The organism is Microcoleus sp. LAD1_D3 (assembly GCF_036702135.1).
Taxonomy (GTDB): Bacteria; Cyanobacteriota; Cyanobacteriia; order Cyanobacteriales; family Microcoleaceae; genus Microcoleus.
Genome location: NZ_JAUBSB010000020.1, coordinates 1 through 16300, shown reverse-complemented (window position 1 = coordinate 16300; position 16300 = coordinate 1). Strand labels below are relative to the sequence as shown.

At 41.3% G+C, this 16300-nt stretch carries 8 protein-coding genes and 1 pseudogene; 4 read left to right on the top strand and 5 right to left on the bottom strand.

What is annotated here, in order from left to right; all coding sequences use genetic code 11:
- The first annotated feature begins 465 nt into the window (after positions 1–465).
- A complete protein-coding gene (locus QUA74_RS13885; protein WP_333329620.1) occupies positions 466–1473 on the top strand; it encodes a hypothetical protein in 1008 nt (335 codons plus the stop codon).
- A gap of 173 nt (positions 1474–1646) precedes the next feature.
- Here QUA74_RS13885 and clpP read toward each other — a convergent pair.
- Positions 1647–2264: pseudogene (gene clpP, locus QUA74_RS13880) on the bottom strand (ATP-dependent Clp endopeptidase proteolytic subunit ClpP); the annotation flags it as partial.
- A 66-nt stretch (positions 2265–2330) separates the two neighbouring features.
- Between clpP and QUA74_RS13875 the strand changes: the two are divergent.
- Entirely contained in the window at positions 2331–2474 is a 144-nt protein-coding gene (locus QUA74_RS13875) for a hypothetical protein (protein ID WP_333329617.1), read from the top strand.
- A gap of 604 nt (positions 2475–3078) precedes the next feature.
- Positions 3079–4800 (top strand): RNA-directed DNA polymerase, encoded by a 1722-nt coding sequence (locus QUA74_RS13870; protein WP_333329614.1) that lies wholly within the window; start codon positions 3079–3081, stop codon positions 4798–4800.
- Positions 4801–4810: 10 nt separating this feature from the next.
- On the opposite strand, the gene QUA74_RS13865 is transcribed toward QUA74_RS13870, so the two are convergent.
- From QUA74_RS13865 to QUA74_RS13850, 4 genes are all read right to left on the bottom strand, one after another.
- Positions 4811–6376, bottom strand: a complete 1566-nt coding sequence (locus QUA74_RS13865) for an NERD domain-containing protein (RefSeq protein ID WP_333329612.1) — start codon at positions 6374–6376, stop codon at positions 4811–4813.
- A gap of 239 nt (positions 6377–6615) precedes the next feature.
- Entirely contained in the window at positions 6616–7836 is a 1221-nt protein-coding gene (locus QUA74_RS13860) for a heparan-alpha-glucosaminide N-acetyltransferase domain-containing protein (protein ID WP_333329611.1), read from the bottom strand.
- An 82-nt stretch (positions 7837–7918) separates the two neighbouring features.
- Positions 7919–9331 (bottom strand): adenylate/guanylate cyclase domain-containing protein, encoded by a 1413-nt coding sequence (locus QUA74_RS13855; RefSeq protein ID WP_333329608.1) that lies wholly within the window; start codon positions 9329–9331, stop codon positions 7919–7921.
- A gap of 48 nt (positions 9332–9379) precedes the next feature.
- Positions 9380–14911 carry an ATP-binding sensor histidine kinase gene (locus QUA74_RS13850; RefSeq protein ID WP_333329605.1) on the bottom strand — a complete coding sequence of 1844 codons (5532 nt, stop codon included), beginning with the start codon at positions 14909–14911 and terminating at the stop codon, positions 9380–9382.
- Between the two features lie 358 nt (positions 14912–15269).
- On the opposite strand from QUA74_RS13850, the gene QUA74_RS13845 reads away from it, so the two are divergent.
- Complete coding sequence (locus QUA74_RS13845; RefSeq protein WP_333329603.1) at positions 15270–16151, top strand: Cof-type HAD-IIB family hydrolase; 882 nt, start codon at positions 15270–15272, stop codon at positions 16149–16151.
- The last annotated feature ends 149 nt before the right edge of the window (positions 16152–16300 follow it).

Sequence of the window (16300 nt, the reverse complement as noted above, 5' to 3'; positions counted from 1 at the left end):
TGTGCCATCTCCTATAGGTAGAAATGACGCCCGGTGCTTGTTAGCTTAAACTGCCGGATGTGGGATGGGGTTTAGTGGCGTGAAAGGTTGCGCGGATGATTCACCTTTAATTTATTGTATGTTGAATAGGTGCTTTCAGAAAATTGTTTTCTCTGAGCTGTTGTTGAGCCAAGCCTGACCAGGGGTAATTTTTAAAATTTTCGCGATCTCTCGGACGATCGAGCTTGGCTTTAGTCGCTTTCTGTTAAGCTGTTGGGCATTTCAATTGTATTTTTGGGCGGGCGTGACGCCCAACCCCTACTCCCCACAAGAATTTCATCAAACTTGTCTGTAACAATTAGATGCACCTGGGCTTACACGATCGCCCTCACGTTTTCAAGAAATGTTGAAGAATCAAGCAACTAATGCGTGGTTGTGTACTAAACTTAAGTCAAAAGCCCCTTCTGGTTTCGGGGTCAAAAAACTATGTTTGCTGAATTTCGCGCCCTTTATCCCGCTGGACAGTTAATCTGTGAGTTGCTGACTATTCATCACGGTAAGTTTGTGGTTCGCTGTCTGGTGCAGGTTGACGGCCAAACTCTCGCTACTGGTATGTCGGCTGCTGAGTCTGTTGAGGATGCTGAAGACCGTGCCCGGTTGCGAGCGATCGCTGTCCTTGGATTTGCTGCGCCCGATCGTGCGATCGCGAGTGTTGATCCGGCTCCAGTTGCTCCGGTTGCTCCGGTTGCTCCGGTTCCCCCGGTTGCTGCTGTTCCCCCTCCTCCTGCTGTTTCCCCGGTTGCTGCTGTTCCCCCTCCCCCTCCTGCTGCTGTTCCGGTTCCTGTTGGGCCGACAAGTGTTCCTCTTCCGGTTCTAGAAATCCCTGTTGCTGACAAATTGCCTGAATCATATCAAAGCAATTTTGTCAAGACTGAAGCGAAATTAAATGAAGAGCCGATCGCACCTGTACCGGAACCGCTGCCGCCAACGGTTGATCGCGTCGAGGCTACTGGATTTGTACCGAAGCAGTTAGACTCGGACGCTTGGCTTTCTTCTAGCTATGGCGAACCACTTCAGGAACTGGATGTGCCGACTACTACCCAAAGTGAACTGCTACAGGGTGCGGCCGAACTCAGGGAATTGCAACCGATCGCAGTGGGAATTCCGAGCGATGCGATCGAGGATGATTCTGATACGATCGCCCAAATAGACGCCATCCTCAAACGCCTGCAATGGAAGAAAAAACAGGAAAGCGACTGTCTCGAACACAATTACGGCAAGTCGTCGCAGAGAGAGCTTTCTAGCGAACAGTTGGTAGATTTCCTAGAATATCTGGAAATCTACAGCAGAACTACTGAGGAAATCAAGCGGTTGAACTGGACTCCCAACCAAGGAAAAGATTATCTCAAACAAGGTTATGGCAAAGAAGCGCGCCATTTCTTAAATCAAGAAGAATTGCTCGACTTCCTGCAATATCTCGAATCTTTGCCCTAATAATTATGTAGGGTTTCTAGGTGTGTTGACTGTTGACTGTTGACAGTGAACCGTCAACAGTCAACAGTGAACTCGAATTTACTATTCCGGTGCTAACGGATTTGATATGACTGTTAAAAATTAAAAATCAAAAATGAAGAATATTTCCTCATTTTTGATTTTTAACTTTTCATTTAGACGACAGCGGCGATCGGGCGGCTGGCGGAAGGACGGCGATCGATCACTTGATCGACTAATCCGTAGTCCTTTGCTTCTTCAGCCGACATGAAGAAATCCCGTTCGGTATCTTCTTCAATGCGGGAAAGCGGCTGACCGGTATGGTTGGCAAGATGTTCGTTCAGGCGGCGCTTGTGGTACAAAATCTCTTTTGCCTGAATTTCAATATCGGTTGCTTGTCCTTGAGCTCCGCCTAGAGGTTGGTGGATCATAATCCGGGAGTGAGGCAAACTCATCCGCTTGCCTTTAGCGCCGGCACTCAACAGGAAAGCGCCCATGCTGGCTGCCAAACCGAGACAAATAGTGCAAATGTCGGGGCGGATGTGGTTCATCGTATCAAAAATGCCCATACCTGCTGTTACCGAACCCCCTGGGGAGTTGATATAGAGGTAAATATCTTTTTCGGGGTCTTCTGCATCTAAAAATAGCAATTGGGCAACGATCAGGTTAGCTAAGTCAGAGTCAACCTGTTGGCCCAAGAAGACGATGCGATCGCGCAGGAGTCGCGAGTAAATGTCAAAGGCGCGTTCGCCGCGACCGGATTGTTCTATAACTGTTGGGATCATTGACCGGGCCTGCCTATTTTTACGTCTCTATTTTTAAATTTTAGCGGGTGGGGCTTATTTGTAGTTAGGGATTCGATGGCGGGCGATCGAGAAATCGGCAAAATCCTTGACATGGGCGGGGTTGGGGCGTTAATTTATCGAAGTTGTGGCGCGTGTGCGATCGGAAATCCGATCACGCAGGCGATCGATGTTGAGGAAGTGGACATCAATCAACGTTAAATGTTGTTATGTGGCGATCGTATCATTGCCAGAACAGAAATCGCTCGATCGCCGCTGACACTAGGAAAATGGTCGAGGAACTCCGCAGGGCGAATCACTTCCTTCGAGACAATCAAGCAGAGTCTTCATCGGGACGCGAGTGGCGATAAAGACAGAATTTATCCCTAAAATTTCGGGGTCGCTATGAACGATAGATAGTGTAGGGTTCATCTAAAAATCTTCGGGAGTCATGAATCCGATTGCAAAGAAAAGGTTGTAACATCAAGACAATCGTCCTCAGTCTAGGTATCACTTGGCTCGACTACAGCGAGATTTGGCTGTGATAACTCGTTGAGGATAAGAGTTGCCCAGCGCAGCCCCTCTGTTGGTGACAAAGTACGGACCACTTGGATATAGATTTCTTGAGCAGTGGTCGGCATAATACATTATCCTGCCTTGAAAATTAACCTAAACTGGTGTCTCGAGCGGAAGATCGATCGCCCTTTTCTCAAATATCATTAGAAGTGCGATCGGCAATCCTTCCCTTGATGCCCTGCGCCGTTCGGGATTTGCCCTGACCCATTGAATCCTTTGCTGATAGGTAACATTTAAATTAATCAAACTAATGAATAAAAATTTTTGGCTTGAACAAATTAAAAAAAGAGAAGTTTTTGAAAAAGCCTATGTCTATGCTATTTACTACCAAATCAAAGAAGATGCCTACTGCAACTTTATTGAAATAGCTTACTACAGACAAAATAAAGAAAAATTATTTAAAGAAATTGAATTATCTCTGGAAAATCCCAGTTTGTATGAACCAGAAACTGCGTTTTCATTCTATCTACCAAAATCAGATATGTTCTTCAGAAGGATGATATACACTCCATTCAAAGACTTAGTAATCAAATTTATTTTTGTATCTGTATTAGCTGAACTATTGGATTTTACGTTTGTTCACAATTGCTTTTCACATCGTATTGATAGAAATATAAAAAATAATATCTCCAAGAGATATTTATATATGCCTCACTATGCAGGATTTCAAGAGTTTATAGATTGGCAATTAGCCCAAGTCGAAAATAGCACTTGTCTGCTGAAAACCGACATATCCTCTTTTTATGACTCTATATCTCATGAATATCTCCTGTCAGCCATTTCACAGAAACTAAACATTACTAATGAAAGTCATTTTATGATTCTATTTAGTAGGACATTGAAATTCAAAACTTGTTACTATTCAATGGTGGACGGAAAATTATGTGAAACATATAATAGCCAAGGTATACCTATAGGAAATTCAGCAGAAGGCTTTATAGCTAATATATTTCTTAATGAAGTGGATGAAGCATTATTCAACTTAGGTATAAAATTCGGCAGATATGTAGATGATTTTAGAGTTTTTACAAACAATAAAAGTGATTCATTAAAGGTCTTAATAATCCTACAAGAATTTCTTCTAAAAATCGGACTAAATTTGAATACTTCAAAAACTAAAATCATAGAAGCTCAAGAACAAATTATTAAATTCATTAAACATTCAAATAAAAGTGGGATTTATGGAATGCCGTGTCAAGAAAAGAGTTATAATGAAAGCAAGCAAGAAAAGAAGCTAGATAAAACCCAAATCATTAAAGAAATTGATTCTAAACAAGCAAGTGAGCAATATGAAAAATTATATTTTTCAAAATATCCAAAGAAAGTTATAAAAATAAACGATATTGATGATGAAGATAAAGCAAAAAACTTCTGTGTTTTTTTGAATGGCATTAAATTAGGCGCGAAACTTGAAAATCAAGCATTTAGTCAGCAGATGGAATCTCTTTATATATTGTCCAAAAAATACCCAAAACATTGGAGCTATTACTCTTGGTTGTTTGTAAAATTTATCTCACAAAATTATAGTAATGATATTCAAAACATCAGCCTTAAATATCTTTTTAAAGTATTTGATGATGAACTTGTTAATGTATTTATCAAAACTAGAATTATTCATCATCTGGTTAATTCACGAAAGGGGGGCCTACCCTATATAGAAAGAATAGGGATGAATCAAAAACTCCGAAATAGAATTATTGAACATATAACTAAGTTAATGAAAATCAATTGTATCGCATTGCAGTTGAATTGTATATATGCTTATTATCTGATGTTCAGAGACCGCGATCATCGACATTTGCAAGACTTTGTATCTCATAACTTAAAGCGTCCCATACCAAAACCGATCCAACAGGCTGTTTATCAGATAGGAACTTTATATGAAAATCATTCTCCCGGGTTAGCTTCTTTTGAAGAGATTTTGGAAGAGAGTGAAATTGAATATGAATCTGAAGACTTGAATTCTCAGTAAAATTCCCATCTTAAAAATCAATATCTAGATCGGGAGGTTCATAAATAACAAGCAAGCTTTTTGCTCTTGTAGCTCCAACATACCTATCTGCGATATCCCAATTACTTAATATCAAATTCTTTTCTTTTTCAAAGAATAACATTATAACATCACTTTCTAGTCCCTTATACATCCCTATATTTGACCAATGAATAGTATTTTGAGCTTTATCGGAAAATGAATATGGCTTAAGATAAAAACGATCGATATGCGAATATTGTGAAAGTAGGGACTTTGATGATGGATACATATCAGTTAATATAACAATCTGAGCCGGAGAAACATTCTCCTTATTCACTAGAGCGGTAATATCTTTTTCTAATAAACTAAAGATATCATCTGTCTCTTCATATATGCGATGCATTACATCTCTTCCTTCAATTAATGAACTCTTTCTTTCATAAATACAGGATACAAATTTCTCTGCATGTTTGAAGATTTTGTCAGTATTTCGACAGTTTTTATTTAAGACAGTCGGGTTTACTTGAAGGGCGCATCTATTTGCATTTTTTGAAATTTTTTGATTACTATCTTGAAAAATGTAAAATTTTCCTTCATCAGGAATCAACTGTTTCAAATCGTTAATTTCCTTTTGCTCAAAGTCTTGTCCTTCGTCAACGATGATTGCTGTAAACTCAACTGTTAACTGAGATTTTTGTGAGTGTATTTCTTCATAACTATAAACTCCACAGTAACCCACTGTAATTTCATCTTGTAAAGCAGCAGCGATATAAAGAGAAAGGTTATTAGATTTACATATTACGAGCGTTCTAACCTTATGTTGGCATAACCTTCTTGCTTTTTCTATTGCCAACTGAGTCTTCCCTGAACCAGCACAGCCCAGAACAATACACTGAGTATGGAACCACAAATTATTCAAAATATCGAATTGCTGTTCTGTTAATTGAAGAATTTCGTGGTTGTTTTCACCAATATCATTAACAATATATTTTTTGAACACTGTACTGGGAGATATGAGGTTAATGATGAAATCTGTCCGCTGCTCTCCAAGTTTTGTAAAATGTCCCTCCGCTTTATAGTAATCAAAAACCGAAGATATCCACCCACTAATATTTCCTAACTGAGGACGTAAAAGTAATATCTCTTGAGGTGCTTCAGAGGGTAGATTGTTTACCACCCCATCAATATCAGGAAAAGCCACACATTGTCCTATACAAAAATCTTTATTTTTAAATTCGTTGTGTTTACTGAGAAAATCCCAAAACTTAAACTTAATTTCTTTGGCTTGTTTAAAAGGAGATATTTTCATCTTGTCTTCGTTCTGATACCAAGCCATGTTTAGAGGATCGTACCTTATCTCCCCTCCTTTGGCTTCTAGTATAAGAATTCCCTGCTCGGGATGAATTATGATGAAGTCAGCTTCCCTATCTTGAACAATATATTTGATGTGCTGCCACCATGCTCCATGAAAAACAATATAATCATCACTCAAATTATTTTCAAAAATCTGGAATAGAGTCTTTTCTGCGTAGCTCTTAGTTGTTGATGATAATTTTTGAGGAATCATTCTTGCCATAACTATTCACCTCTTCTCTTTTTAGATGACTACTACTTTATTGGTAAGTTTTTATATAGTAGTTGGAGGATAATTTTTATGGGTGTATACTACCGCAAAAGGCTTTTGTATGTCAAGCCCCATTAGCTACTACTTGCCAGAGGAAGTCTCCCTTTCAAGCATCTATACCTCGCACACTCCGATTCAAGTAGATCAGGCGCTACCAAGAAAATAGTTATATCCACTAGATACCAAACCACTCAAATTTTTATAGCCCAACCACGGCGGTACATTCCATACAAAATTAACCACCAAAATAATACTGCAGTCACGGCAAATGCTAGGGAACCATTCAGCGGCCCCGCCCACGGCACAAACCAGTTTTCATAAATCCAAGTGTAAGTTGTTGGAGCATTTGCACCAGTACCGATATTAGTTTTTAACAGGATTCTGGGGACAATACCGGAAGCAACAAACAGGAAAATGGCATTCAATCCCATGATTTCAAACGGTTTCCCCCATTTCCAATCCCGCACTTCAATTGTTTCATAGCAAAATGCTAGCAATAGCAACGCCCAACCAGCAGTAAAAACTACATAAGAACTTGTCCAAAGTTGTTTGTTGATCGGAAATAAAAATCCCCACAAGTGGCCGATTACCACGCAACTGAGGCCGCAGATTGCTAAGTTGATACTGGTGCGGGTTTTGATTTGCTGTACTCGCAGCCATTCTCCGGTAAAATAGCCTGTGAGGACTGTGACTACTGCGGGTAAGCTACTCAACAATCCTTCGGGATCGAAGGGGCGGCCTTTGTACAGGTGTTGGCTACCGAGAATTAGCCGATCGACATATCCTCCTAAATTTCCTTCTGGCGTGAGTTCGCCGGCAGTGTACCCCCCTACAGCAAATACGGTTAGTGCGCCCCAATAGCCCAAAAGCACGGCCACAGCGAGCAGTTTTTGATGGCGGGGAGAGAGGTTGAGAATGGCGATCGCACTGATGAAATAAGCTAAGCCGATGCGCTGCAATACTCCCATGATGCGGATTTTAGCGAAGTTTTCCACTGGGGCGCTGTTGAGAAGTACGTCAAGGGCGATCGAAGATGTATTTAGCAGCAATCCTAATATAAATAGAATCGCGGCGCGGCGCGCAATTCGCCAGTAAATATTTGAAGAAGGAAGAAGGAAGAAGGAAGAAGGAAGAGGGTTGTTGGCGGATTCTGATTTTTCCTTTGTTTGTGTAATTTTTGAGGTTTCTATTCCGGTTTTTGGATAATTTTGAATATATTTAGGCAGCGAGAAAGACATCGCGCAGCCAACGATGAACAAGAAAAACGGAAATACTAAGTCTGTCGGGGTGCAGCCGTGCCATTCTGCGTGCTCTAGCGGTGGATACACCTGTTCCCAACTACCGGGGTTATTGACTATAATCATCGAGGCGATCGCAATTCCGCGAAAAACATCAAGGGATTTGAAACGCATGGGGGAGAAGGGAGGAGGCAGAAGGAAGAGGGAAGAAATATAAACTACTAATTACAATTACCAAGTACCCATTACCCATTAACTAAATTTCAATACCTTCCAGAGTCATAATCACTGCATTCTTCATCAACATCTCGCAGCGTTCTGCATAAAAAGCTGCTGCCTTATCATACTTGTTGACTTGCAAAACGCGCAGAAACATTTGCCTTGCTTGCGCGAATTGCTGCTGGTAGTGAAAAAAAATTCCCTGTTCAAAATAAGTTTGAGTTTGTGCTTTTAGTTCGATCATTGTCGCCGAGTCGCCATCGTAAATTTCAAATACAGCAACAGGTGTTTGTTTTCCTTTTACTTGAACGCGATCGAGAAATCGGCACTTGTAATGTTGAGGATCGTCTATCCGGCAAAGGGTTTGGACGCTAGCTACAATAGCAACTCCATAAAGCTTTGTCAATCCTTCCACGCGGGAAGCTAAATTAACGGCATCAGAAATCACCGTACTTTCCATTCGTTCCGCTTCGCCAATCGTACCTAACATTAAAGTCCCCGTATGCAAGCCAATCCCTATCGAAATAGGTTGATAGCCACTGTTTTGCCTGTGTCTATTATAAATTTTCACTTGATGCTGCATCTCAATTGCTGCTTGCACAGCATCTTCAGCCCTGTTAGGAAACAAAGCCATAATCCCGTCACCAATATATTTATCTATAAAACCGTTGTACTGGCGGATAACTGGGCCAACTCGGCTTAAGTAAGAGTTAAGAAATTCAAAGTTTTCTCGGGGAGACATACTTTCTGACAGACTTGTAAATGAGCGAATGTCGGCAAACATAATCGTCATTTCTGCTTGTACAGAGTCTCCTAGTCTGGCATCAACGATGCTTTCTCTTTTGAGAAATTTCAAAAATTCACGGGGTACAAAACGGGCTGATGCGACGGCTATTTTTTCGAGCTCGCTTTTGCTGGATTCGATTTGATTGAGTGATCTAAATGCTCTCAGTGCGGTGACTACTGTAGTAAATAATTTTTTATTAGTAAGTTCGGTTTTGGTTTTGTAATCATTGATATCGTAGCTGACAATTACTACATCTTCTGGTACTTGTCCGGGCTGCCCAGTGCGTAAAATGATTCGCACAATTTGATTATTTAAAATATCGCGGATGTATTTAACTACTTCCAAGCCGGCTTCTTCTGTTTCCATAACTACATCAAGTAAAATCAATGCTATGTCGTAGTTATTTTGGATTATTTCTTTAGCTTCTTTTCCTGAGTAAGCGCTGATAAAGGTTATACTTTTACCTTCAAATTTAAAATCGCTTAACGCTAGTTTAGTAATATTATGAATTTCTACTTCATCATCTACAATTAATATTTTCCAACTTTCTTCTAGCGGTTTTTGTTCCGCCTCGTCTTCCTCGGCAAATATTAACTCATCGTCCCCCGCCGCGATTAATTCCTCATCGCCCGCAGCCAACAGGTTTTTACTAGCTTCTGACATATATCGTTCTCCTATATAAAACTTATATCCATGTTGGCGGTCTAATAACTAATTGCTCATTTTAGCGGGAAATTCAATCATAAATTTTGTGCCTTTATTTACTTGACTTGTGCAGCTAATTGTGCCTTTTAGTTTTTGAGTAACAAGGTTATAAATAATGTGCAGTCCCAATCCCGTGCCTCCCTGACCTCTTTTGGTGGTAAAAAATGGTTCAAAAATTTTACTGAGATTTTCTGGGTCAATTCCTTTGCCGTTATCGGCATATTCAAATATTAGCCGATCGCCCTCTAGTTTGAAATCAAAAGCCAGAACGCCTTCGTCTTCTCCATCGTAGGCGTGAATTAGGGAATTCAACACCAGATTTGTCACAATTTGACACACTACGCCAGGGTAACTGTCCACTACAATATTTTCATCACACTTAATCTCTATTTTGTGCTTAGTTCTTTTTAGTTTGGCTGTTAAGGATGTCAAAATTTCCTCTAGATAGTTTTTAACATTAAACGTGCGTTTTAACTCGCTCGACTGATCCACAGCTACTTCTTTAAAACTGTGAATTAAGTCTGCTGCCCGCGTGAGGTTAGATAAGATCATATTACTGCTTTGCATCGCGGTATCCAGAAACTTTTCTAACTCGGAACGTTTTATTTGGCCGTTACTGTAAACCTCAAAAAACTTTGTGGCTTTTTCAGCAAGCAATGAGGCGGCGGTGATGCCGATGCCGATGGGAGTATTGATTTCGTGGGCAACACCTGCAACCAACCCTCCTAGGGCAGCCATTTTTTCCGATTCTACCAGTTTATTTTGAGCTGATTTTAAGTCTTCTAAAGTTTGGGAGAGCTCGGAGGTACGCTGCTGTACTAAATTTTCGAGATTCTGATTGAATTGGTGCAAGTTGTCGTAAAGTTGGGCGTTTTCGATCGAGATAGAAATTTGAGAAGACAGCAGTTTTAATATTTCTAACCTGTCTTGTGTAAAAGCGCCTGTAGTCAGATTGTTTTCTAAATATAGAAGACCAGTGAGTTGACCTTGATTAATTAACGGAGTGCAAAGAATTGATTTAGGTTGAACGGCCATTATATAGGGTGTGCGAGTAAATTGTCCTTCGCGGCTGGCATCGTTTAAAACTATACTTTCCTGGGTGCGGGCGACGTAATTCACAACTGCAACGGCCAGCAAAGTTGCTTCTTGATCGTCGGCTACAAAATCTATCGGAATTGATTGCATGACAGCAACGCGATCGACATCTACAGATCCTGATGCTTCAATCACCCATTGACCCTCTTTTTCTAGTATTAAAAAGCCTGTTTGCCCTCCGGCATTTTCAATAACAATTTTCATCATTTTTGCCAGCAGTTTGTCTAGAACTATTTCGCCGGCTAAGGTTTGCGATGCTTTAACTGCTGTGGTCAAGTCTAGCACGCCTGCACTATCGTTCGTAGTGGAAGTGCTGCTGGTAGATTGGTGAGTTTCGATATTAGTTGAAATCGAGCCTGAAGTTAGCAAGTGCGAGTATTTTGATTCTAAATGTGCTGCTTTGGCTGTTGCTCCCCATCGCTGATAGCAATAACGCGCTTCTGTCAAGTAAGTTTTAGAAGTTTTTTCTCGTCCTATGGATAGATAAAATGCTCCTGCCAATTCTGCAGCTAGTGCTTGTACTTGTATGTATCCGTTTTCTTGGGCTCCTTCAATTGCGCGATCGTAATATTCCATTGCTCTCACAATATCCCCCAAAACACGTGCTTTTTCTGCTGTAAGTAAGTCGCATTTGTGCTGAAGATTCATGGGTGCAGAAAGCGCTTTGTGTTGCAGTTTTTTCCGGTTACTGACCGCGTAAAAAATATGCTCTTCTTGTTCCTCGTCTGTTGCAGATGGATAGGCTGCTAGGCGGGCTAGAGAATCGTAAAACTGGTATTCGGAAACATTAATAAAGCCTGCAACTCCGTCTAAATATACTTCGGCTTGCGCTGCATTTTCTAGCGCGGTAGCGGTATCTCCAAATAAATACGCTAGGATTAATTTTTGCAAATAAAAGTGCTGTAGTCCCACCCTATCGTTAGCTTTCAACAGCAGCGACAACAATTTTTCTTCGCTGTATTCTTCACCTAATATAAGGTGTGGACTTTCCACTTTTCCCATCAATTGCAAAATAGTGTGCCGATATATTTGATTCCAAGTCAATACAGTTTCTTGCTTGAGTTGAAACAGCAAATGGTTGTAACTTACCATTCTCCGTTCCAGTTGTGGCAATTCTTGACCGATGAAATACAAAGACTGACAAATATTTACGGCTGCATATCCGACACATTCTAAATCCCCATTTTCTAGCGCACTTTGATAGGCGTCTTCTAATAGTGGCAAAGAGTCTTTAACGTGATGCTTGCCGTTCATCAAAATGAATGCTACTAAATTAAGCGTTTTGCTTTTGAATTCTAACGCATTTAATCTATCGCTCAAATGTAAAGCTAATTGACCAAAGCGCTCGCCAGATTCAATATCTCTAACTATTCCTTTTAAAATTGCTCCGTAATTAGCATAACCGAAGGCAGAAAAAGTAGAATTTCCGTAATTAATAGATAAATTAACTTGCTCGCACACAATTAGTGGCAGCAGCCCAGGTTCAACTATAAATGTAGCTGAAAACATACTGGAAAGCACGCGCATAGTTGCTAATTTATGCGGATTGGTCATAAGGGGTAAGTTAATTAAATCTTCTATTGTCTTGTCGGTTAAATAAGCTGCGGTTTTAGCCAGTGCTTGCTGAATGTGGAGGGGAATAGGCGATTCTGGAAAGTTGATTCCTAACATTTTTAGTGCTTCGCGACCAATTTTTACCGATTCTTGGAGTTTGGTTTGCATCGCACAAGCTATGATTCTGATTTCAAAAACTTTGATGTTGTCGAGTTCATTTTTTGCGTGTTGCAGAACAATTTCAGCCCATTTTTCCATTGGTTCAAAGTCGGTATTGAGGTAAGCAGCTTCTGCTGCTGACTCGTAGAGTGCAAGAGTCAAGTCGTAGTCAGTTTGCCAACTTTCAGGGGGCAGCAGTTCAATACCTGCGGTTAAATATTTGAGGGAAAGTTCGTAAGCTGCACTTGCTTTTGCTTTGCGACCTGCCATTAAATTTAATTGGCATAATTGAAATTTTTCTAATTCACTGCTGATAATTTCTTTGGCAAAATTTAGTTGGTTGACGGTATCAAAAATATGATCTTCTAATTGATCGGCTGGTGCCTTTTGTAGTAAAAAACTGCCTATCTTTAGATGGATTTCTTGTTTTTGATAATCGGCTATTAAAGCATAAGCCGCTTGCTGCACTCGCTCATGCAAAAATTTGTAAGTTGCGCTAGGAACCTCAGCGACTGATAGAGACAATTCATCGGTAAAGTCTCTACAGATTGTGTCCGTTATTTCTGTGCTTGCTGCTAGTGCGATCGGAATTTGGTAGGCGTTATTCACGAGCAAAATCAGACCGGACTGAAGTGCGTCACCGAGGTCTGTTGCTGCCGACGCCAGAGTTTTTTCGGCGATGGTCGAGAGAATTTCTAAATCAAATGTGTTACCGATACAAGCGGCTAATTTGAGCAGTTCCTGCGTATTCTGTGAAAGTTTTTGAATATTATTTATCATTAATTCGACAACATTGTCAGTTATTCCCATTTCTTGTATTTCTTCGATATCCCACTGCCACTCGCCTGTGATTTGGCATTTTTTTACAATACCCTCTGAGATTGGTTGGGCTAACTCAGAAAGGTTGGGTTCAGCTAGCTCGACCAAATTATGCGAGGGTGAAGATTTAAATTGGATCAAACTTTTTGAGTTAAGAAATTTTATTAATTGAGTTAAAAAGAAGGGATTTCCACCCGTTTTTTGAAAAAGCAGTTCTGCTAAACTTAGGGATTTTTCGGGGGCGCAGTTCAAAGTATCGGCAACGAATTGGTTGACGCTGCTTATATCTAAAGGCGAAAGGGCGATCGCCCTCACAGTGCCGCCTGCTTTTTTAATTGCTTCGGCGGTCAGCATTAGGGGATGATTTGTATCTACTTCCTGCTCTCTATAAGCTCCAATTATTAATAAATATTGAGTTTCCAGGTCACTTGCTAGCAGTTCTATTAACTTGAGAGATGCTGAATCTACCCACTGCAAGTCGTCCAGGAAAATTACTAGGGGGTGTTCTTTTTCAGCAAAGACGCGGATGAAGTTTTGAAATACTAAATTAAAGCGATTTTGAGATTCATGTGCTCCTAAATCTGGGACGGGGGGCTGCGACCCGACAATCAGTTCTACTTCGGGAATAGCTTCAATAATTACTTGGCAGTTGCCGCCGAGTGCGTTTAAAATTTTTTGTTTCCAAACATGGATTTCTGCGGCATTTTCTGTGAAAATTTGTCGCAACAAATCTTGAAAAGCTTGGAGGAAAAAAGCGTAGGGAATATCGCGCTTAAATTGCTCAAATTTGCTGTCAATAAAATACCCGTTTCCCAGCCGAATCGGCTTGTAAACTTCATATACTAACGACGACTTGCCCACACCTGCACCACCAGAAATTAGCACGATTTCTGTATTGCCTCGCCTCATCCGCTGGAAGATACTGAGAAGCATCTTAACTTCTGTTTCTCGCCCGTAAATTTTTTGGGAAATTTGCAGGTGACTTGATTGATCTTGTTCGCCGAGGGTTATGTGGGAAATTTTACCTGTTGTTTGCAGTTGATCGAGACAATTTTCCAAGTCGTACAAAAGTCCGAAAGCACTTTGATACCTGTCTTCGGCCGTTTTTGCTAAGAGTTTTATGACGATATCGGAAACGACTTGAGGAATCTCCTTGGTTCCTACTTGATTGATTCTGTCTTCGATCGTTCTGCTTTCTACTTTCTGCTTTCTGTTTTCACAAGGAGAAACTGGCGTTTTGGCAATATGGCAGTGTACTAATTCCATGGGATCGATCGCCTGAAAAGGCAATTCGCCACAAAGCATTTCATAAAAGGTGACGCCTAAAGAATAAAAATCGGTGCGGTAGTCGATCGCCCGATTCATGCGCCCCGTTTGTTCAGGAGACATATAGGCGAGAGTGCCTTCGAGTAAATGGGGATGGCTGGGGGCGGGGTTTTCGCCCGGTAGCAGGGAGGCGATCGCAAAATCAGCAATCTTGACATCTCCTGTCTCGATATTGACAATAATATTGCTGGGTTTGATATCCTTATGGATGATGTGGTGTTCGTGGAGTTGCCCAAGAGTTTCTGCTAGTTTTATGGCAATATGCAAAAATTGTTGTAACTCTAGCTGGTTGTGGCTGAGAAAGTTTTTTAGGGAAATGCCACCAAAATCTTCTAAAACTAAAACAGGAAAGTGATTGTAGGTTTCTATTTTGTAAAGTTTGATTATTCCGGAGTAATTCAAATTTTTAAGAATTTCGGATTCGTGCAGAAGTTGGGATATTTGCGCTGGGGTAGGGTATGGGGGTGTGAGAGTTTTGAGGATAACGGGTTTTTGTTCCTCAAGCTGCAGCCCTCGATAAATAGCGGTGTGAGGGTTGTTGGTATAAAGTTCTTCGTCAATGCGGTATCCAGGGATAGAAAGCATGATATTTGGGGGTTATTGGAAAGATCCGGTAAGACAATTTTAAATGTTAGATTGGCAATGATTTATCACATAAGGCTTTGGATCTGACCTACAGTTGCATTCTTTTTTGCCACAAGTATTATTAAGTAAGTGGAAATACAAATCACCGAGCGAGTGCGGTTTTTACGGCAGTAAACTGGCTACTATTATATAGCTGAGCTAAAACCCTCCCTAAAGAGTCCTCCTAGATACTTTTTTTGTCGCTTATTTACTTATCTATATTTTAGTCTTTAAAAAATCAGAAGTTGCCTTTTGCTATCGCGCTAGTGCCAAAATAAACTGGTGCGTGCAACTCAACAGCTAAAATCTAAAAACAATCATGCAGAATATAACTACCTCAAATCCAGCTAAGGCGACCGATCGCGCTTTTGGCACCGCAGACATTCAATTGCTGGTAGTGGATATAGACGGCACGATCGCAGGTTTGTCAAATACCATCCGAGAACCAGTCAAACAGGCAATTTTGGCTGCCGAGTCGCGGGGAGTGAAAGTGGCCGTCGCTACGGGCAGGATGTACCGCTCAGCTTTGCGTTTTCACCGCGACATCGGCTCAACATTGCCACTGATTTGCTACCAGGGCGCGTGGATTCAAGATCACGCTACTCAAAAGCGGCTGCGGCACTTGCCGCTGTCGAAACAAACTGCTCTGCAACTGTTAGATTATTTTGAAGAACCGCATTTGCGACCGCTGCTTTCGATCCATTTCTACATTGAGGACCAACTTTACGTGCCGGAAATTACCGCAGCTACCCGAATTTATGCCGAAAGATCGGGCATTGAACCAATGGTGATTAAAGATTTGCGGCGAGATCTTCCGGGGGAACCGACGAAAGTTTTGGCATTGTGCGAGAATCCGGGGGTACTCGACGGCTTGCTCAGCAGTATGCGGCAGCGCTACACGCCTGCGGAGCTTTATTTGACTCGATCCGTTGCTACTTTTTTTGAAGCTACGCATCCTTTGGCGAATAAGGGAGATGCGGTGCAGTATTTAGCGGAGGAACTTTTGGGTTTACAGGCGGCGAATGTGATGGCGATCGGCGACAATTTTAATGATGTAGAAATGATTGCCTACGCGGGTGTGGGCGTGGCAATGGGCAATGCTCCTGATGGGGTGAAGGCTGCTGCTGATTGGGTAGCGCCGGATGTGGAGGAAGATGGGGTGGCGGCTGCGATCGAACAATTTGTTTTGGGCGATCGTTGATATTTGTAGCACTAATACCGCAGGGGCGGGTTTAGCGACATTTGGAAAAAATGTATATCAACCCGCCCCGACCTAGTACAGCATGGCGGAAATAAAGTACCTATTTTATGGGAGACTGGGGCTAAGTGAGATAAATTGCACTCAGAACA

What these genes read in the sequence shown, in the direction of transcription:
- QUA74_RS13885 (WP_333329620.1), top strand. Translation starts at nt 466, where the DNA reads ATGTTTGCTGAATTTCGCGCCCTTTATCCCGCTGGACAGTTAATCTGT.
- QUA74_RS13865 (WP_333329612.1), bottom strand. Translation starts at nt 6,376, where the DNA reads ATGGCAAGAATGATTCCTCAAAAATTATCATCAACAACTAAGAGCTAC.
- QUA74_RS13860 (WP_333329611.1), bottom strand. Translation starts at nt 7,836, where the DNA reads ATGCGTTTCAAATCCCTTGATGTTTTTCGCGGAATTGCGATCGCCTCG.
- QUA74_RS13875 (WP_333329617.1), top strand. Translation starts at nt 2,331, where the DNA reads ATGGCGGGCGATCGAGAAATCGGCAAAATCCTTGACATGGGCGGGGTT.
- QUA74_RS13850 (WP_333329605.1), bottom strand. Translation starts at nt 14,911, where the DNA reads ATGCTTTCTATCCCTGGATACCGCATTGACGAAGAACTTTATACCAAC.
- QUA74_RS13870 (WP_333329614.1), top strand. Translation starts at nt 3,079, where the DNA reads ATGAATAAAAATTTTTGGCTTGAACAAATTAAAAAAAGAGAAGTTTTT.
- QUA74_RS13845 (WP_333329603.1), top strand. Translation starts at nt 15,270, where the DNA reads ATGCAGAATATAACTACCTCAAATCCAGCTAAGGCGACCGATCGCGCT.
- QUA74_RS13855 (WP_333329608.1), bottom strand. Translation starts at nt 9,331, where the DNA reads ATGTCAGAAGCTAGTAAAAACCTGTTGGCTGCGGGCGATGAGGAATTA.